We start from the raw sequence: 17,326 nt of genomic DNA on the forward strand, positions 1-17,326 counted from the left end.
CGCCCGCCCCGGTCCCGAGGACCGAGGGGGGCGCCGCTCCCGTGTGCGTCAACGGACGGCTGTCAGGCCTCCTTCGCCGGGATCGCCGCGAGCAGGGCGCTCAGCGCGCTGGCCTGGGTGCGCCAGTCGAACGTGTTGGCCTTCTCCGTCCCGTTGCCGCCGGCCCAGCGCAGACCGAGGCGGTCGTCGCGGTTCCGGTCGTGCGCCCAGACGGACTGGGCCTGGCGGTCGACGAACGCCTGGTACGGGTGGTCCTTCAGCGTGTCGTTGAGGTCACCCAGGTACCGGAGGAACACGCCCTTGAACTGCTTGGCGTTGTCGTCGCAGGTGCCGGCTGGGTCGCACTCCTCGGTGAGGATCCCGTCGGTGACCAGCTCCGGGTCGGTCGTGCCGGCGTCGGCGAGCTTGCGCACCGTCTTGAGGACGGACGCGTCGCCGGTGGCCTTGTAGAGCTCGAGGCCGCCGCCCAGGAACACGCCCTGGTTGTACGTCCACACGGTGCCGCCGTTGTTCTGGCACTTGGCGTCGAGGCCGTCGTTCACGAGCCCCTTGGCGTTGATCATCCCGCTCGAGGTGATCCAGTCCCAGCCCGCCTGCGAGCGCGCGAGCCAGGTCGTGTCGCCCTTGATGCGGTTGTGCAGCTCGGCCGTCAGGCGGACCCAGAGGCCGTTCGTGACCGCGTTCTTGTAGGTGCGCTCGGCGTCCCACCAGACCCCGCCCCCGCAGGTGCTGGTGTCCCAGTACCCGTCGACGTACTCGCCGATCTTCGTGGCCATGTCGAGGTACTTCTGGTCACCGGTCAGGTCGTACGCCTGGACCCAGGCGAGGCCCCACCACTCGGAGTCGTCGATCGCCCGGCTGGTGAAGTTGCCGAGGAGCTCGTCACCGGAGAGCTGGCCCGCGGGGAACTTCCCCTTGTCCTGCTCGAACGTGCGGTCCACCTGCGCCAGGTAGCTCGTGTCACCCGTGCGCTGCATGTACTCGACGACGGTCTGGGTCGCGACGGCGGAGTTCCACCAGCTCGACGGCCACCAGGCCTTGCCCGGGTCGTAGTCGCTCATGAGCACCGCGGCGGCGCTGGTCGCCCGCGTCGTCGACGGCGGGGACGCGATCAGCTGGTCGACCAGCGGCAGCAGGGCCGCCTTGGCGTCCTTGCTCACCTTGTTGTCCTTCGCGCCGGCGATCGCGGACCGCAGGTCCTCGAGGGCCTGCGCGAGCGGCGCGGCGTGGTTGCCGTCGGCGGCGGCCTGGGCCTTGTCGACCAGGTCGACCAGGTCGTGCGAGACCCCGCCGATGATGTCCTTGCTGCGGGTCAGCTCACCGAGCTGGGCTCGCAGCAGGTCCAGTCCCTCGCCGTCGCCGATCCACTGCGACACGACGAGCTCGAGCTGCGCCCGCACGTCGTCGGGCAGCAGGCTCTGCGGCATGCCGTCCATCGCGGCCTTGAGCGCCCGCACCTGGGCCTTCACGGCGTCGGCGTCCCCGGCGTCCTCGGCCTTCTGGGCCGCGTCGACGAGCGCGCCGAGGTCCTTGGCGGTGCGCTCCGGGATCTCGTGGTGCTGCCGCGCCGACGTGATGACGTCCGCGAGCTCCGAGACGCGCGGGGTGTGCGCGAGCAGCTCGACCTCGGACAGGGCGGTCGTCTTCGCCTGGCTCTTCGTCACCGCCACCCGGTACTGCCGGTAGATGCCCGGGTGCGCCACGGAGAACGCCCGCGTCTGCTGACGCTCGGAGAACGTCTCGCCGCTGCGGGTGTCGAGCGTGACCCACGTCTTGCCGTCCTGCGAGCCCTGCAGCTTCCAGGCGGTCGGGTCGGCACCCTTCGCGGCCGCCGACGTCAGCGTGTACATGGTGGCGCGGGCGGTGCGGCCGGTGAGCGCGTACGACACCGTGGGCGTCGCGGACGAGAACGTCGCCCCCGTGCCGGACGTGTTGTCGAAGAGCTTGGCCACCTCGGCGTCGGCGTCGTCGGCCGTCGCCTTCCCGGCCTTCGGGCCGGTGACGTCGGCGAGCGGGTCGGGGACGTCGTCGCCCTGGGTGATCGACGGCAGGCCGTCCTTCGCCCCGGTGCCCCACGACGACGGCGTCGGGCCCATGTTGAAGACGACGGTGCCGCCGGCGGTGAGCTGGTCCTGCGTGAAGACCGTCGAGTTCTGGGCCTTCCCGTTGACCGTGACGCCCTGAACGTAGACGTTCGTCGCGCTGTTGTCCGGCGCGCTGATGACGAGGTCCTTGCCGCTCGCGAGGTGGATCGTCGCCTTCGTGAAGAGCGGCGAGCCGATCGCGTACGTGGGGCTGCCGACCTGCAGCGGGTAGAAGCCCAGCGAGCTGAAGACCTGCCACCCCGACATCTCGCCGTTGTCCTCGTCGCCCGGGTAGCCCTGGCCGATCTCGCTGCCCACGAACCCGCGGGCGAGAGCCTCACGGACGATGGCCTGGGTCTTCGAGGGCTGTCCGACGGCGTCGTACAGGTACGGGATGTGGTGCGAGACCTGGTTGCTCAGTCCCCACTGGCCCATGCGGACCGCCTTGGCCTCGCGCATCTCGTGGATCACGCCGCCGTAGGCGCCGGGGTACTGCGCCGTCTCGGGGGTCGCGAAGAACTCGTCGAGCTTGTCGGCGAGCTTTGTGCGGCCGCCGTACAGGTTGGCCAGACCCTGCGGGTCCTGGACCGCGTGGAACGCGAAGTTCCAGGCGTCCGTCTCGGTGTAGGGGCTGCCCCACGCGCGCGGGTCGAAGTCCGACGCGGCCTGCGCCCAGTCACCCGAGGCGTCCTTGGCGCGGAAGAACCCGGTCTGCGAGTCGAAAAGGTTGACGTAGTCGAGCGAGCGGTTGAGGTAGTACTCGTAGTTGTCCGCGTACTCCTGGTGGTGCGCGTCCGACGCGTCGGTCGAGTCGAGGAGCTTCTTCGACATCATCGCGATGCCGTAGTCGTTGAGGTAGTCCTCGAGCGACCACGACGCGCTCTCGTGCGTCGACGACGGCGTGTAGCCGAGGAACGTCGCCTGGTCCTGGCCCTTGCGGCCCACGTTCTCGTTCGGCGGCGCGACGGACGCGTTCTTCAGCGACGCCTCGTAGGCGCGCTGCACGTTGATGTCGACGCCCTTGACGAACGCGTCGGCGAACGCCACGTCCGAGCTGGTGCCCGTCATCGAGTTCGCGTAGCCGGGGGCGGACCAGCGCGAGACCCAGCCGCCGTCCGCGTACTCCTGGGTCATGCCGTCGACCATCTCCGCGGCGTCGCCCGGGTACAGCAGCGAGTACGCCGGCCACGTGGTCCGGTAGGTGTCCCAGAAGCCGTTGTCGACGTAGACCTTGCCGTCGACGATCGGCGCGCCGGTCGTCGTGGCCGTCGTGCCGTCGGGAGCCGGGTCGAGGCTCGTGCCCGACTGGTCGACGTGCTTCCAGACGGGCGACGCCGCGGTGCCGGTGTTCTCGTAGCCCGAGTTCGGGTAGAGGTTGAGCCGGTAGAGGTTCGAGTACAGCGTCGTGAGCTGGTCCTCGGTCGCGCCCTCGACGTCGATCACGCCGAGCTTCGCGTCCCACAGCGCCTGCGCGCGGTCCCGGACCTGCTCGAACGTGTCGCCGTCGGCGATCTCCAGCCCCAGGTTGTGCTTGGCCTGGGCGACGCCGACCAGCGACGTCGCGATCCGCATCTCGACGGTCTTGCTCTTCGACGTGTCGAAGGTCAGGTAGCCCGAGACGTTCTCGCGGCCGCTCGTCGCGAGCTTGCCGCCCGCCGTGGCGGGGCGGTCGAACGTCGCGTAGACGTACATCCGCTTGTACCCGTTGCTCTGGTTGCCGGCCGCGACGTCCGTGTAGCCCGAGAGCGTGCCGGTCGTCGGGTCGAGCGTCAGCCCGCCGGCGTTGTTGACGTTGTCGAGCAGGACGTTCGACTCGTCGCCCGTGAACGTGAACCGGAACATCGCCGCATGGTCGGTGGGCGCGATCTCGGTCTTCATGCCGTCGTCGAACGTGACGCCGTAGTAGTACGGGCGCGCCACCTCGTTGTCGTGGCTGAAGGTCTCGGCCCGCACCGAGCGGCTCGCGTCGGGCTTGCCGGTCTGGGCGGACGGCATGATCTGGAACGTCTGCCGGTCACCGATCCACGGGCTCGGCTCGTGGCTGAGGTTGAACGACTGGATCGTCGGCCGGTTCTGGCTGTCGTTGCCCTGCTGGTAGCGGTACTCCCAGGTGGCGGAGCCGGAGTCCGTAGCCGGCGTCCAGAAGTTGAAGCCGTGCGGGACCGCCGTCGCGGGGATGTTGTTGCCCCGCGAGAAGTCGCCCGACGAGTTGGTGCCGCGGGTCGTGAGGACGTGGTCGGACGGGTGCGCGGACGTGTTCGCCGGCGGAGCGTCGCCGACGCGGATGTCGTCGACCCAGCCGCTGAAGTCGGCCGGCCCCGCGGTGTTGTCGTACCCGACGAGGATGCGGTCGATCGTCTTGCCGGCGGCGACCTTGCCGATCTCGCTCCGGACGGCGTTCCACTGGTTGACGTAGAGCACCTTCGAGTCGCCCTGGCCCTGCGGGTCGAGCGCGTAGCCGTGAGCGTCCGTGGCGCCGAGCTGGCTGAGGTAGGTGCCGTCGGTGAACGCGAGGTCCACGGCGACGTGCGTGCTCGCGTACGACCGGTCCTTCTCGGACGCCTCGGGGAACAGCTCGTACGACAGCTGCGTGCCCGTCCCGACGGGCACGTCGACGTCGAGCACCTTGTTGTACGCGAAGCCGTGGCCCTCGGCCGTCTGGCTGCCCGCGAGGTGCAGGGCGTGCATGCCGGTCCAGCCGGCCTGCGTCTTGGCGTCGTAGGCGTTCGCCGGGCCGGAGCCGAGCGTCGTCGCCATGGGCGTCCGCTTCGCGGGCGTCGTGGACAGCAGCCACTCGGCGAGCTGGGTGCCGTCGCTCCCGGAGTTCTCCGTGACGGCCAAGCGGTAGTACCGGAACGCCTGGGGCTTCTCGACCGTGTACTCGCGGGTCTCCAGCCGGTCGGCGAAGGCCTGGTTGGTGCGGGTGTCGAGGGTCGTCCAGCTGGAGCCGTCGCTCGATCCCTGGAGCTTCCACGACCGCGGGTCGCGGTCGGGCGCGTCGCCCGCGGACGCGAGCGCGTACGTGGCGACGGCGGCAGGCTCCTTGAGCTCGTAGGTCACCGTGGGGGTCCGGGATCCCGTGAGCCACTTGGTGCTGACCTTGCCGTCGGCGAGGTTGGCGGCGACCTCGTCCGGCGGGTTCTCGCCGCTGGCGCTCACCTTGGCGACCGTGCTCGTGATGTCGCCGGGGAAGTCGATCGTGCCGGGCTTGAGCTGCTGGACGGACGCGTCGGCGATGGTGACGTCGAGCGCGCCGCTGCTGTGGGTGCGGATCTGGAACTGGGGCGTGCCGCCGCCGCTCGTGGGTCGCGCGATGTCGACCGTGACCGTCCGCGGCTTGGCCGTGAGAGCGACCTCCTCGCCGCCCACGTCGCGGCCGCCGTCGTAGACGTTGAAGAACACCGTGCCGCTGCCGCTGAGCGTCACCTGCGCGCGCAGCGGGACGCCGCGGACGAGGTTCGGCATCGGCACCTGCGTCCAGGTCTCGCCGGCCGACTGCATCGCCCAGTGCATCGCGGTGTCGCCGGTGTCGCTCGTGGGCTGGAGCGTGCCGGGCACGTTCCCGACGCCGTTCTGGAACGGCCCCTCCCACGCGCGCGTGTCCGTGGCGCCGCCGAGCAGGTTGTCGCCGACCGGCGTGCTGGGGCTGCGCTCGAGCACGGTCGTCCCGACGACGCCGGACGAGCGCGGGCCGTCCGTGCCCTGCTCGGTCTCGCTGTCCCAGGTGGGCTGGGGGTCGTCGGGCTCGAACGACGTGAAGAACGACCCGCCGCCGGTCTGCGCCGCCGGCGCGTCGGGGGACGCGTGGAGCGTCGTCGCGTTCGCGGCGCCCACCCCGGTGGCTCCGACCGTGAGGGCCAGGACCGGGGGGAGCGCGAGCCGGAGCCAGCGCGGGCGGCTCACGGGCCGTCTTTGGGGTGGGGCGAGGGGTGGTGGAGTGGTAGCGCGAGAAGGCATCGATGACCTCGGGGCTCGGTGCGGCACGGTCGCCACAGGCTGACAGCGTTGTCTTGCGAGCCATACGAGACCACAGGGTGAGGCAATACTCAAGTCCCGGAATGAATTCGCACCGGCGTGTCGCGGTGGAGGTGCCTCGGCCGCCTCGCGGCGGCGTGGCGTCTTCGGTGGCACGATGGGGACACCGGTTCCGAGGGAGGGTGGAACGATGGCGGCCGACGGCGGCACGGGACGACGATCCACCGCGCTCTCCTGGACGATCGTGTCGGCGACCGCGGTGGTGTGGGTCGTCCTGCTCGTCTGGAAGCCGGGCACGGAGGGCAGCGTCTTGTCCGCGGTCTCGTCGCTCTTCCTCTACGGCGTCTTCGTCGTCGCGGTGGTCTGGCGGATCGTCCGCGAGGCGGCCCGCAGGACGCCGACGCCCGTGCGCCGCACCATCAGGCCCGGGGTGCAGGGGCTCGGCGAGGTCCAGGAGCTCTACCTCGGCCGGAAGCCGCTGCCGCCGCCCACCTACGCGGCGCCCGAGGGCGTCGTCGCGGAGGCGGTCATGGAGCGGCACGACCCGTTGGACGACCCGGTCTGGGTGGTCGGGACCGACGGCTCCTGGGGGCCGCCGCGGCGCGAGGTCAGCGGCGCGTGAGCCGCGCGACGACCTCGTAGTGGTGCGTCTGGGGGAACATGTCGAGCAGCCGGACGTGGGTGGGCCGGAGGGACGGCATCGCGGCCAGGTCCCTCGCGAGCGTCACCGCGTTGCAGCTCGAGTAGACGACGTCCCGCACACCCGACGCCTCGAGCCAGCCCGCGAGCTCCGGCCCGATCCCGCGGCGGGGCGGGTTGACGACCACGAGGTCCGGGACGGCGTCGGGCGGGGCGGCGAGCGCGAACGCGGTCGCGTCGTCGGCGACGAAGCGCATGCCCGGGAGCCCCGCGTCGCGCGCGGTGAGCGCGGCGCTCGCGACGGCCTCCCGGCTCGTCTCCACGCCCACCACCTCGCGGCCCGGCGCCGCGCAGTGCAGCGCGAACCCGCCGACGCCGCAGTACAGGTCCCACAGGCGCGCGGGCGCGGCCTCGTCGACCCAGGCGGCGACCTGGTCGTAGAGCGCGGTCGCGACGGTCGTGTTCGTCTGGAAGAAGCTCTGCGGACGCAGGTGCAGGTCGAGCCCGCCGACCCGCATCGTGAGGGTCTCGCGCTCGGTCAGCACGAGCTCGAGGTCGCCCTCGAGGATCGCCTTGTGCTCGGGCTGCACGTTCACCGACGCGACGGCGAGGCCCGGCAGCGCGTCGCGCAGCCACCCCAGGTGCTTGCGGATCCGCGCGACCGGCTCCTGCGAGCGAAGCACCCACCGGACCATGAGCTCGCCCGACGGCGCCTGGGTGACGATGAGGTACTTGAGCTCGCCCCGGCGCGTGGCCACGTCGTAGGGGGCGAGCCCGGCGCGCGTGACGAAGGCCGCGAGCGGCCCGAACGTCGCCTGGAGGCTCGCGGGATAGAGCCCGCAGTCCGTCAGGTCGACCCCCGTCGCGCCCGAGGGGTCGCGATGGTCGAGGATCCCGAGGACCGGCGCGTCGACGGTCCCGGTCACGACCATCTTCGCCTTGTTCCGGAACCCCGACTCGGGTCCCGTGAACGGCTCGAGCCAGACGGCGTCCCCGCCGCCGACGCCGTCGAGCAGCTCCCGGCAGCGCGCCTCCTTGTCGGCGACCTGCACGGGGTACGGCTGCCCCATGAGCGCGCACGACCGGCACTCACCGGCGTCGAAGTGGGGGCACTGCACGCCACGAGCCTACGGGCGCCGGGCCGCGCTGCCCGTCCCGCGGGACGGGTATTGCGCGGAAACGAGGCTTGCGTCACGGTTACGCCCGGGGGACCTCGTTCCTCAGGACCGTACTCGCCGACCCGGGCACCGGCCCGGCCGTCACGATCGACAAGGAACCACCCATGGACCAGCGCCAGATCGACCTCGTCCAGTCCACCTTCGCCCAGGTGGCGCCGATCGCCGACACCGCGTCGGAGATCTTCTACGACGAGCTCTTCACGCTCGACCCGAGCCTGCGCCGCCTCTTCAAGGACGACCTGACCGAGCAGCGCAAGAAGCTCATGACGATGCTCGGCCTCGCGGTCGACGGGCTGGACGACTGGGAGCTCGCGTCGGAGGTCGTCCGGGGCCTGGGCGCCCGCCACGCCGCATACGGGGTGAAGCCCGAGCACTTCGACACCGTCGGCGCCGCGCTCCTCGCGACCCTCGGCAAGGGACTCGGCGACGCGTTCACGCCCGAGGTCGAGGAAGCGTGGACCGCGTGCTACGTGCTCGTCTCGGGCGAGATGAAGGGCGCGATGGCCGCCGCCTGAGTCAGTCCGCCGGGGACGCGAGCCGCTGAGCCGACTCCAGCAGGGCGGCATGCACGAAGGCCTGCGGGAGGTTGCCGCGCAGCTGCCGCTCGCCGACGTCGTACTCCTCCGCGAACAGCCCCGGCGGCCCGCACGCCGCGGCCGTCCGCTCGAACCAGCGGAAGGCCTGCGCGGAGTCGCCCTCGTACCACCAGGCGAGCGCCGTCGTGAAACCGCACAGCAGGAACGCCCCCTCGGCCTCGCCGAGGGGCCGTTCGTCCGGCGCGAACCGGTACACGAAGCCGTCCCGGGCGAGCTCCTCCGTCACCGCTCGCAGGGTGGCCCGGGTCCGCGGGTCGTCGGCCGGCAGCGCGCCCCGCACCGGCGCGAGCAGCATGCTCGCGTCGGTGCCGGGCGCGCCCGGCCGCCGCGCCCACGCGCCGTCCGGCCGCAGGCACCGTTCCGACGTGCGCGCCAGGATCGTGTCCGCGAGCGTCGCGAGCTCCCCGGCCTGGTGCCGGTCGCTCACCGCCGCCGTCGCGCGCAGCCCGGCGACGACGGCGAGCCGGGACTGCGTCCACCAGGCGTCCTCGAGCTCCCAGATGCCCGCGTCCGGCTCGTCCCAGCGCTCTCGCGCGACCTCGCACATGAGCTGCAGGGCCTGGCGACCGTCCGCGTCGAGGTGGTCGAGCGCCGCTGCGCGGGCGAGCAGCTGGATGAGCTCCCCCACGGTGTCGAGCTGGAACTGGTCGACCACGTGGTTCCCTACGACGTCCGAACCGCCCGGGTAGCCGAGCAGGTCGAGCCGGCGCTCGCGGGGCAGGTCGGTGCCGACGACGGTGTAGGCCGGCGCGAGCTTCGGCCCGTGCTCGAGGATGCGCGCCACGGCGAACGCGACGGCGTCGTCGAGCAGGGGGTGCGGCTCGTCGACCGCCGCCGCGTGCCCCGCGTACGCCTGGTCGCGCAGCCACACGTACCGGTAGTCGTAGTTGCGACCACCCGCGGCCCGCTCGGGCAGGCCGAGGGTCGCCGCGGCGACCATGCCGCCACCGGGAACCGTCAGCCCGCGCAGGACGGCGTAGGCGTGCCGGGCGTCGCGGGGGCTGACCGCGTCGTCGAAGGGCGGCACGTGGTCGGCCCACCACCGGGTCGTGGTGTCCCAGAGCTGGGCCGCCGACGGCGGCTCGTCGTCGGCGCGGTCGAAGGGCCGGTCCGACACCTCGAGCAGCAGGTCCCGGCTCTGCCCGGCCGCGAGCGTCGTCTCGACGACGAACGTTCCGCGCCAGGGACCGGACCGGGGCCGGGTCGCGTCGTCCGCCCCCCACCAGCGGAACCACAGGTCGCCGACGCGCCCGCTCCACGCGCGGCCCCAGGCTTGGACCTCCGCCTCGGAGCGCCGGACCCCGCGGGGGCGGTCGTCGCCGAAGTGCGCCCGGAGGTCGAGGACGATGCGCAGCGGCACGTCCTCGGTGTCGGCGCGGACGCTCCGCAGCAGCCGGACGACGTGCGGGTCGCCCGGCGTGACCAGGGCATCCCGCCCGGCGACGACGGCGCCGGGCGTGATCCACCGCGCACCCCAGACGAGCGTCCCGGGCTCGTAGGACCCGCCCGCCACGTACGGGACGAGCGGCGTCACGGCGTAGACACCCTCGCCGCCGACGAGGGAGGAGAGCACGGCGTCGTCGTGCCACGTCGGCGCGCACAGCCAGACGAGGTCGCCGCGCGGCCCGACGAGCGCGCCGCGGTGGCCGTCCCCGAGGAACGCGTAGTCGCGCTGCGGGTGCGGGCCGTAGTGCTCCCACGCGCGCGGCTGTGGCGGGGCCTCGCCGTGCCGCGGCTGAGGCCCGGAGCGTGGGCTCACGACCTGCCCGCCGTCCTCGTCGCCAGCGCGCCGGCGAGCGCGGCGATGGCGCCCGCGGCCGTCAGGCCGACCGCTCGACGGTGCCGGGTGGCCCACAGCTGCAGGCTCGACCCGTGCGCCTGCGCGTCGAAGATCCCGTGCGCCCCGAAGTCGCGGCCGCCTTCGCCGTCGGCGGGCTCCCACAGGTTGGCCGGCTGGTCGGGCGGGCGCGGGTCGGACGTCTGCTGCGAGCCGAAACCCGTGCGCGCGAGGTACCGGTCGAGGATGCCGGGCACGACCGCGTTGAGGCCGATCGTCCCCGCCGTGCTGGCGCCGACCCACCACTCCCGGCGTTGCGGGTGGTCCAGGGCCCACGCGACAGCGCGCGCCGCCACCTCGGGCTGGTAGATCGGCGGGACGGGCTGCGCCTGCTTTGGCAGCCGGGACAGCACCCACGAGAACTGCGGCGTGTTCACCGCGGGCATCTGCACCATGGTGATCCGCACGCCGGACTTCTCGTGCATCAGCTCGCACCGCACGGACTCGGTGAAGCCCTGGATCGCGTGCTTCGCGCCGCAGTACGCGCTCTGCAGCGGGATGCCGCGGTAGGCGAGCGCCGACCCCACCTGCACGACGACGCCGCGGTCCCGCGGTCGCATCCGTTTCAGCGCCGCGAGGGTCCCGTAGACGTAGCCGAGATAGGACACCTCCGTGACGCGCCGATACTCCTCGGGTGCGATGTCGTGCGCCGGCGCGAAGACGGACGTGAACGCGACGTTGACCCACGCGTCGATCGGACCGGCCTCGGCCTCGACCCGGTCGGCGGCGGCCTCGACCGCGTCCGCGTCGGCGACGTCCACCTCGATGACGATCGGACGGCCGCCCGCGGCCTCGACGTCCCGGGCCGCCCCCTCGAGCCCGGCGCGGCCTCGCGCGAGCAGCGCGACGGTCGCGCCGCGCCTCGCCAGCTCGACCGCCGTCGCCCTCCCGATCCCGCCGCTCGCCCCCGTCACGACGACGGTCCTTCGCTCCTCCGGTGCGTTCGTGGTCGACATACCCCGATTCAGTCACGGCGCACCTGTGCTCGCACGACGACGGAGCGCCGACACCCTCGGCGGCGTTGCCGATCCGTGACCGCTCCGCGGTTGCGACGCGTCCCGCGGGCCCCGAGACTGGCGCTGCGACCATCGGTCACCCGACGAGGTCCGGCCGGGGTGCCGAGGTCACAACTGCAGACCCGCACGGACCCCCACGCAGGGCCGGCGAGCACCGCGACAGACGGCTCGGAAAGAATCTTCGCGAACTCGCGTCATGAACCCACGTGTCCTCCGTCTCTCCATGTACCAACACCGTTCGGTCCCGGACGCACCCCGAGGACCGGAGAACACCTGGAGGATCAGATGAGCATCATGGAGATGACTCGACCCGACGCCGACCTCGCGAGCACGCTGACGCGCCGCGAGCGTGTCGTGCTGTCTCACCTCTCGGAGGACGTGACGCTCGAGCAGATCGCGACCCAGCTCTTCGTGACGCGCAACACCGTCAAGTCGCAGGTCCGCTCGCTCTACCGCAAGCTCGGGGTCTCGACGCGCGCCGAAGCGCTCGAGTACGCCCGCCGCGCCGGCCTTCGCTGACATCGCCGGCCCGTCGTCCACCGTCCGCGGCGCTGCGGACGTGCGACGGGCCGACCCCCGCGGTCGGGGCCGAACGCCGAGGTGGGAGACTTCCGTCATGGAATCCCGCCGCCTGGTGGTCGCTGCCGCGATCGTCGACGACCTGACCTCGCCGCGCTTGCTCCTCGCGGGCCGTCGGACGTGGCCGGCGGAGCTCGCGGGACGCTGGGAGTTCCCCGGCGGCAAGGTCGACGACGGCGAGGACCCGGTCGCAGCGCTGCACCGGGAGCTCGCCGAGGAGCTGGGCGTCGTCGCCGAGCTCGGACCCGAGGTCACCGCGCCCGACGGCGGCGCGTGGCCGATCACCGCACGTCACGTCATGCGTCTCTGGCTCGCGCGCGTCGTGACGGGAGAACCCGCCCCGATCGAGGTCCACGACGAGCTGCGCTGGCTGCCGCGCGGATCCTGGCTCGACGTCCCCTGGCTCGACGGCGACGTCCCCATCGTCGAGGCGCTCGCGGCCCGGTTCGCCTAGCGGAGCGCGTCGTTCAGACGCGCCAAGGTGCGCGCGAGGGCCGTGAGGTCCTCGTCCGACCACGCGGCGAACCGGGCGCCCAGGGCCGTCTGGCGGCGCTCCCGCTGGGTCGCGACCCAGCCTTCGCCGAGGGCTGTGAGGCCCAGGATGTGCGCGCGCCCGTCGTCGGGGTCGGGACGGCGCGCGACGAGGCCGAGCTGCTCGAGGCACGCGAGCTGGCGTCCGACGGTCGGCTTCCCGACGCCGAAGTGCTCGGCGAGGTCGCTCGGCCGGCTCTCGCCGGCGTCCGCGAGCCGCACGAGCAGGCTGTACGCGGCGGCGTCCACGCCGCGGTGGACCTCCTCCGCCATCCGCCGGGAGGCCGACCGGGTGCGACGGACGAGCATCGCGAGCTCGCGCTCGACGGCGTGGATACCCGCCTCGTCCGTCGCTTCCGGCCGTGGCGCCACGAGGACCATCGCCGCGACCGCCGTCAGCCTCGCGCGCCCTGCGACGCGGTGGTCGCCGGGCGGCCGGGCCCGGCGTCGGCTCCGGTGAGGTCGTCGTCGAGCAGGACGACCCCCGCGTCGGCGGCGAGCTCCTCGACGGGCGAAGCGGCGTTCGCGGTCCGCAGCGGCACCTCCTTGATGAAGAGGATCGCGACGAGACCCAGCAGGACGACGGGCGCCGACCAGAGGAAGACGTCGGCCACGCCGTGCCCGTACGCGGCCTCGACCACGCCGCGCACCGGCTGCGGGAGGGCTGAGACCTTCGGCACCGCGCCGGACGACGCCCCGGTCGCGTGGACCCCGATCCCCTTGAGCCCCTGGGCGATGTACGTGACGACGTGGTGCGCCAGGAGCGCGCCGAGCGCCGACACGCCGACGGCGCCGCCGAGCGTCCGCATGAACGCGACGAGGGCGCTCGCGGAGCCCAGCTCGCTGCGGGCCACCTGGTTCTGCACGGACAGCACGAGGTTCTGCTGGGTCATGCCCAGGCCCGCCCCGATGAGGAACATGTAGAGCGCGAGCAGGCCGTAGGCGGTGCCCGCGCGCGCGGTGCCCATGAGCACCAGACCGGCGACCGTGAGGACGCCGCCGAGGACGAGCACGCCCTTCCAACGCCCGGTCCGGCTGATGAACTGCCCCGAGAGCAGCGAGATCGCCGCCAGACCGATGATCATCGGGAGGGTCAGCAGGCCCGCCTCGGTCGGGGAGTCGCCGCGGGCGAGCTGGAAGTACTGGCTGAGGAACGTCGTGCCCGAGTACATGGCGACGCCGATGAGGAGCGAGGCGACCACGGCGAGCGCGATCGAGCGGTTCGCGAACAGGTGCAGCGGCACCATCGGCTCCTTGGTCCGCCGCTCGACGACGACGAAGGTGAGCCACAGGAGCGCCGAACCGCCGAGCATGGCGGCGGTCTGCCAGGAGAGCCAGTCGTACTTCGAGCCCGCGAACGAGATCCAGACGAGGAGCAGCGACGCCGCGGCCGTGACGAGCGTGGCGCCGGTCCAGTCGATCTTGACCGCGCGCTTCGTCGTCGGCAGGTGCAGCGTGCGCTGCAGCACGACGAGCGCGACCACGGCGAACGGCACCCCGACGTAGAAGCACCAGCGCCAGCCGAGCCATGAGGTGTCGACGATCGCGCCGCCGATGAGCGGCCCGGCGATCGTGCCGAGGGCGAAGACGCCGCCCATGTAGCCCGAGTACCGGCCGCGCTCGCGCGGCGGGATCATCGTCGCGATGATCGTCTGCACGAGGGCGGTCATGCCGCCTGCGCCGATGCCCTGGATGGCGCGCGCGGTGATGAGGGTGCCGGCGTTGTGCGAGAGCCCCGCGAGGCACGACCCCAGCACGTAGATCACGAGGCCGAGCTGGACGAGCAGCTTCTTGCTGAAGAGGTCGGACAGCTTGCCCCAGACCGGGGTCGAGACCGTCATGGCGAGCAGCGTCGCCGTGATGACCCAGGTGTAGGCGGTCTCGCTGGCGTGCAGGTCGGAGATGATCGTCGGCAGCGCGTTGGAGACGACGGTCGACGAGAGGATCGCGACGAACAAGCCGAGGAGGAGCCCGCTGAGGGCCTCGAGGATCTGCTTGTGCGTCATCGGCTGGTCGTGGTCGTGCGCGTGTCGCGACGCCGTGGACGCCTGGGGCATGGGGGTTCCTTCGGGGCCGGTGGCCGCGGCGTCCGCGCTCCGGCGGGACGCCGCGGGCACGTCGCCCGGCCCTGGGGATGATTGCGTTGTGCAACCATAGGGCAGGTTGTTGTCCAGGGGCAACTTTCTGCGCGGCTCGGGTGCTGCGGGCGGGCGTCGCCGTCAGACGGCGCGGGGGAGGCGCTGGAACCAGTCCTCCACCTGCCCCCGGGTGCGCAGCCTCACGACGACGACGTGCGGCGCCTCGCGCGCGAGGCGCTCGTCGAGCGAGCGGAGCGTGTTCCGGGTGGACCACGCCCAGCGGACGATGTGCTCGTCGTCGGTGAAGAAGGTCCGCAGGGGTGGCTCCTGGTTCCCGTTCCAGAGCCCCTGCCGGCCGAGCCGGCGGCGGAGCGTCCGGCGGATCACCTGCTGCATCGCGACGGGCGTCGGCAGGTCGAGCCAGACCAGCAGCTCGACGCGCTCGAGGATCAGGGGTTTGGCCTCCCGGTACTGCCACTCCGTCACCCAGGCGGGCTGCGCCAGGACGGCGCGCACGTCGTCGAGGAACGTCTCGCGCGGCGTCCAGCCCGGGCCGTGGAAGAGCGCGTCGATCTCGGTGTGCGGGAGTCCGAGCCGGTCCGCGACGCGGCGGCCGAGGGTCGTCTTGCCGGACCCCGAGACCCCGGCGACGGCGATGCGGGCGGGCACGTGCCCGACGGCGGCGACGACGTCGTCACGCGCGCCGAGCGTGCGCCCGTCAGGCATCGGCGGTGACGCCCTCGTCCCGCGGGTCGATGGTCGGGAACGCCAGGACCTGGACCTCGATGCGGCGGTGCTCGGTGCTCGGACGTTCCTCGCGGCTCCGCGCGACCCCGGCGTACTTCTCGAGCACGGCTCCGAGCTCGGCGGACAGGGCGTCGAGCTCCTCGAGCGTCAGGTACGCGAACGACGTCGCGTCGACCGAGGCGTCGACCCAGCGCTCCGGTTCGACCCGGTCGATCACCCGCCCGTGGAAGCGCTCGAGGCTGCCCGCGCGCAGGCTCGCCCACTGCGACCCGAAGGCCCGGACGACCTCCCCGCCCGACGGCGTCTCGTACTCGTCGCCGCCGCCACGCACCCGCAGCGCCCCGCTCGCGGCGCGCCACCACCGTTCGCGCGCCGTTCCGCGGTCCGGCACCTCCTGGACCAACCCGTGGGACGCGAGCTGCCGCAGGTGGTAGCTGGTCGAGCCGGTGGACTCGCCGGTCTGGCGGGCGAGCGTGGTCGACGTCGCCGGGCCGGCCGTCACGAGGAGGTCCCACAGCCGGACGCGCAACGGGTGCGACAAGGCCTTGAGGGTGGCGAGGTCGAGGTCGCGCGCGTTCTCGAGGGCGTCCGCGACCACCTCGTCCGGGCCGCGCGAGTCCTGACCGTGGGCGGTGTCCGGCGCCGTGCTCATGCCTCGAGCGTACTGACGGCAGCGACGTCCGGCGTCGGGGTGCCGGCGTCGTCCGCCCGGGTGTCGTCCTGTGACGTGGCGTCCTCGACGGCCGTGAGCGCGCGGTGGACGCGCGGGCCCATAACGAGCGCGACGGAGAGCGCGAACGCCCCGCCGATCAGCAGCGGGAGCCGCAGGCCGGAGCGTGCGACGAGCCCGCCCAGCAGGGTGGCGACCGGCGTGAGTCCCCAGCCGACGGTCCGCCAGGTGCCGTTGACGCGGCCGAGCAGCTCGGCGGGGATGAGCGACTGGCGGACCGTCATCGCGTTGGTGTTCCAGATCATGACGAGCATCGCGCACAGGGCGTACGCCACGCAGCCCGCGATCCGGCCTGCGAGGTTGGCGGGCATCAGGCCGAGGATCGCGAGGAAGGGGCCGGTGAGCAGCGTCGTCCCGACCATCGACGTGGCGCGGCCGAACCGGCGGCGCACCGGTCCGACGATCGTCGCGCCGACGAGCCCGCCCACCGCGGCCAGCGCCGTGAACGCTCCGACGAACCCCTGGGGGATGCCGAGCCCGTTGACGACGTAGACGATCAGCGCGCCCTGGCCGAACGTGAGGGCGGTCGCGGTCAGCGTCGAGAAGATCCACAGCGGCCGGAGGGTGGCGTGGTGCCAGAGGAAGCGTGCGCCCTCGACGAGCTCGTGCACGAACCCCCGCCGGGGGACCGGTGTCGGTGCGGTGCCCGGGGAGGCGGGGGACGTCGTCGGGGTGTCCGCGGACCGGGCGCGCGCGGCGGCCGCGGGGAGCGTGAGCGCGAGCACGGCGGAGCCTGCGAACGTGAGCGCGGACAGCGCGAACGGCAGCGGCTCGGAGAGCGCGAAGAGCGCGGCGCCGATGGGCATCGCGACGAAGCCCTGCATGACCATCTCGCCCGCCTGGAAGCGGCTGTTCGCGGCGTCGAGGTGCGTGCGCGGCGTGACCGCGGGGACGAGGGCCTGGGCTCCGCCGTCGAACGCGGTCTCCATGCTGCCGAGGACGAACACCGCGACGACGAGCGTCCACAGGGGGAGGTGGTGCGTCGCGACGAGCATCCCGACGCTCGCGGCGACGAGGAACCGCACGGTGTTCGCGGTGCCCATGACGCGGCGGCGGTCGTGCCGGTCGACGAGCCCGCCGGAAGCGATGGCGAACAGCAGCCACGGCAGGAAGCTCGCCGCGGTGATCGCGGAGACCGCGAACGGGTCGTCGGTGAGCCGGAGCGCGAGGAGCGGCGCGGCTGCGGCCATGAGGCCGTCGGCGAGGTTGGACGCGAGCGACGCGCCCCAGAGCCGGTAGAACGGACGGCCGAGTGCAGAGGACATGTTGCAAAGATAATTCTGCAAAGTAGGGTTGGCAAGGGTTGGGGCGGAACGAGGAGTCGGTTCACCCGCGC

Annotated in this window: 13 protein-coding genes; 4 read left to right on the top strand and 9 right to left on the bottom strand. The window is 72.8% G+C overall.

Annotated features, from left to right (window positions below; all coding sequences use genetic code 11):
- Positions 1-62: 62 nt before the first annotated feature.
- On the bottom strand, positions 63-5,987 hold the full coding sequence (locus tag ACFT5B_RS01005; protein WP_386796106.1) for a GH92 family glycosyl hydrolase: 5,925 nt from the start codon (positions 5,985-5,987) through the stop codon (positions 63-65).
- Between the two features lie 262 nt (positions 5,988-6,249).
- Here ACFT5B_RS01005 and ACFT5B_RS01010 point away from each other — a divergent pair, with 262 nt between their 5' ends.
- A complete protein-coding gene (locus tag ACFT5B_RS01010) occupies positions 6,250-6,681 on the top strand; it encodes a hypothetical protein (protein ID WP_386796107.1) in 432 nt (143 codons plus the stop codon).
- Here the strand turns inward: ACFT5B_RS01010 and rlmC are convergent.
- Positions 6,668-7,816 carry a 23S rRNA (uracil(747)-C(5))-methyltransferase RlmC gene (gene rlmC, locus ACFT5B_RS01015; protein WP_386796108.1) on the bottom strand — a complete coding sequence of 383 codons (1,149 nt, stop codon included), beginning with the start codon at positions 7,814-7,816 and terminating at the stop codon, positions 6,668-6,670. The two genes, ACFT5B_RS01010 and rlmC, sit on opposite strands and share 14 nt — an antisense overlap.
- 164 nt (positions 7,817-7,980) lie before the next feature.
- Here rlmC and ACFT5B_RS01020 point away from each other — a divergent pair, with 164 nt between their 5' ends.
- Positions 7,981-8,391 carry a globin family protein gene (locus tag ACFT5B_RS01020; protein WP_386796109.1) on the top strand — a complete coding sequence of 137 codons (411 nt, stop codon included), beginning with the start codon at positions 7,981-7,983 and terminating at the stop codon, positions 8,389-8,391.
- 1 nt (position 8,392) lies between these two features.
- On the opposite strand, the gene ACFT5B_RS01025 is transcribed toward ACFT5B_RS01020, so the two are convergent.
- The gene (locus ACFT5B_RS01025; protein WP_386796110.1) at positions 8,393-10,231 is read right to left on the bottom strand and encodes a glycoside hydrolase family 15 protein; all 1,839 of its coding nucleotides are present in this window, start codon (positions 10,229-10,231) and stop codon (positions 8,393-8,395) included.
- Complete coding sequence (locus ACFT5B_RS01030) at positions 10,228-11,265, bottom strand: SDR family oxidoreductase (RefSeq protein ID WP_386796111.1); 1,038 nt, start codon at positions 11,263-11,265, stop codon at positions 10,228-10,230. The genes ACFT5B_RS01025 and ACFT5B_RS01030 overlap by 4 nt, the downstream gene beginning before the upstream one ends.
- Before the next feature lie 345 nt (positions 11,266-11,610).
- Here ACFT5B_RS01030 and ACFT5B_RS01035 point away from each other — a divergent pair, with 345 nt between their 5' ends.
- Both ACFT5B_RS01035 and ACFT5B_RS01040 read left to right on the top strand, forming a co-directional pair.
- Positions 11,611-11,844, top strand: a complete 234-nt coding sequence (locus ACFT5B_RS01035; RefSeq protein WP_036955436.1) for a LuxR C-terminal-related transcriptional regulator — start codon at positions 11,611-11,613, stop codon at positions 11,842-11,844.
- A 97-nt stretch (positions 11,845-11,941) separates the two neighbouring features.
- Positions 11,942-12,358: a (deoxy)nucleoside triphosphate pyrophosphohydrolase gene (locus tag ACFT5B_RS01040; RefSeq protein WP_386796112.1), complete on the top strand. Its 417-nt coding sequence runs from the start codon at positions 11,942-11,944 to the stop codon at positions 12,356-12,358.
- On the opposite strand, the gene ACFT5B_RS01045 is transcribed toward ACFT5B_RS01040, so the two are convergent.
- The 5 genes from ACFT5B_RS01045 to ACFT5B_RS01065 all read right to left on the bottom strand — a co-directional run bounded on the left by ACFT5B_RS01045 (position 12,355) and on the right by ACFT5B_RS01065 (position 17,255).
- Entirely contained in the window at positions 12,355-12,807 is a 453-nt protein-coding gene (locus ACFT5B_RS01045; RefSeq protein WP_386796113.1) for a MarR family winged helix-turn-helix transcriptional regulator, read from the bottom strand. The two genes, ACFT5B_RS01040 and ACFT5B_RS01045, sit on opposite strands and share 4 nt — an antisense overlap.
- Positions 12,808-12,830: 23 nt before the next feature.
- Positions 12,831-14,492, bottom strand: coding sequence for an MDR family MFS transporter (locus ACFT5B_RS01050; RefSeq protein WP_386796114.1), 1,662 nt, complete (start codon positions 14,490-14,492; stop codon positions 12,831-12,833).
- 162 nt (positions 14,493-14,654) lie between these two features.
- The gene (locus ACFT5B_RS01055; protein ID WP_386796115.1) at positions 14,655-15,239 is read right to left on the bottom strand and encodes an AAA family ATPase; all 585 of its coding nucleotides are present in this window, start codon (positions 15,237-15,239) and stop codon (positions 14,655-14,657) included.
- Positions 15,232-15,912 carry a helix-turn-helix domain-containing protein gene (locus ACFT5B_RS01060; RefSeq protein ID WP_386796116.1) on the bottom strand — a complete coding sequence of 227 codons (681 nt, stop codon included), beginning with the start codon at positions 15,910-15,912 and terminating at the stop codon, positions 15,232-15,234. The genes ACFT5B_RS01055 and ACFT5B_RS01060 overlap by 8 nt, the downstream gene beginning before the upstream one ends.
- Positions 15,909-17,255 carry an MFS transporter gene (locus ACFT5B_RS01065; RefSeq protein WP_386796117.1) on the bottom strand — a complete coding sequence of 449 codons (1,347 nt, stop codon included), beginning with the start codon at positions 17,253-17,255 and terminating at the stop codon, positions 15,909-15,911. The genes ACFT5B_RS01060 and ACFT5B_RS01065 overlap by 4 nt, the downstream gene beginning before the upstream one ends.
- Positions 17,256-17,326 lie beyond the last annotated feature (71 nt).

The organism is Luteimicrobium sp. NPDC057192 (genome assembly GCF_042670205.1).
Taxonomy (GTDB): domain Bacteria; phylum Actinomycetota; class Actinomycetes; order Actinomycetales; family Cellulomonadaceae; genus Luteimicrobium.

Coding starts and splice junctions, on each gene's coding strand:
- ACFT5B_RS01010 (WP_386796107.1), top strand. CDS start 6,250: ATGGCGGCCGACGGCGGCACGGGACGACGATCCACCGCGCTCTCCTGG.
- ACFT5B_RS01050 (WP_386796114.1), bottom strand. CDS start 14,492: ATGCCCCAGGCGTCCACGGCGTCGCGACACGCGCACGACCACGACCAG.
- ACFT5B_RS01065 (WP_386796117.1), bottom strand. CDS start 17,255: ATGTCCTCTGCACTCGGCCGTCCGTTCTACCGGCTCTGGGGCGCGTCG.
- ACFT5B_RS01030 (WP_386796111.1), bottom strand. CDS start 11,265: ATGTCGACCACGAACGCACCGGAGGAGCGAAGGACCGTCGTCGTGACG.
- ACFT5B_RS01040 (WP_386796112.1), top strand. CDS start 11,942: ATGGAATCCCGCCGCCTGGTGGTCGCTGCCGCGATCGTCGACGACCTG.
- ACFT5B_RS01035 (WP_036955436.1), top strand. CDS start 11,611: ATGAGCATCATGGAGATGACTCGACCCGACGCCGACCTCGCGAGCACG.
- ACFT5B_RS01020 (WP_386796109.1), top strand. CDS start 7,981: ATGGACCAGCGCCAGATCGACCTCGTCCAGTCCACCTTCGCCCAGGTG.
- ACFT5B_RS01055 (WP_386796115.1), bottom strand. CDS start 15,239: ATGCCTGACGGGCGCACGCTCGGCGCGCGTGACGACGTCGTCGCCGCC.
- ACFT5B_RS01060 (WP_386796116.1), bottom strand. CDS start 15,912: ATGAGCACGGCGCCGGACACCGCCCACGGTCAGGACTCGCGCGGCCCG.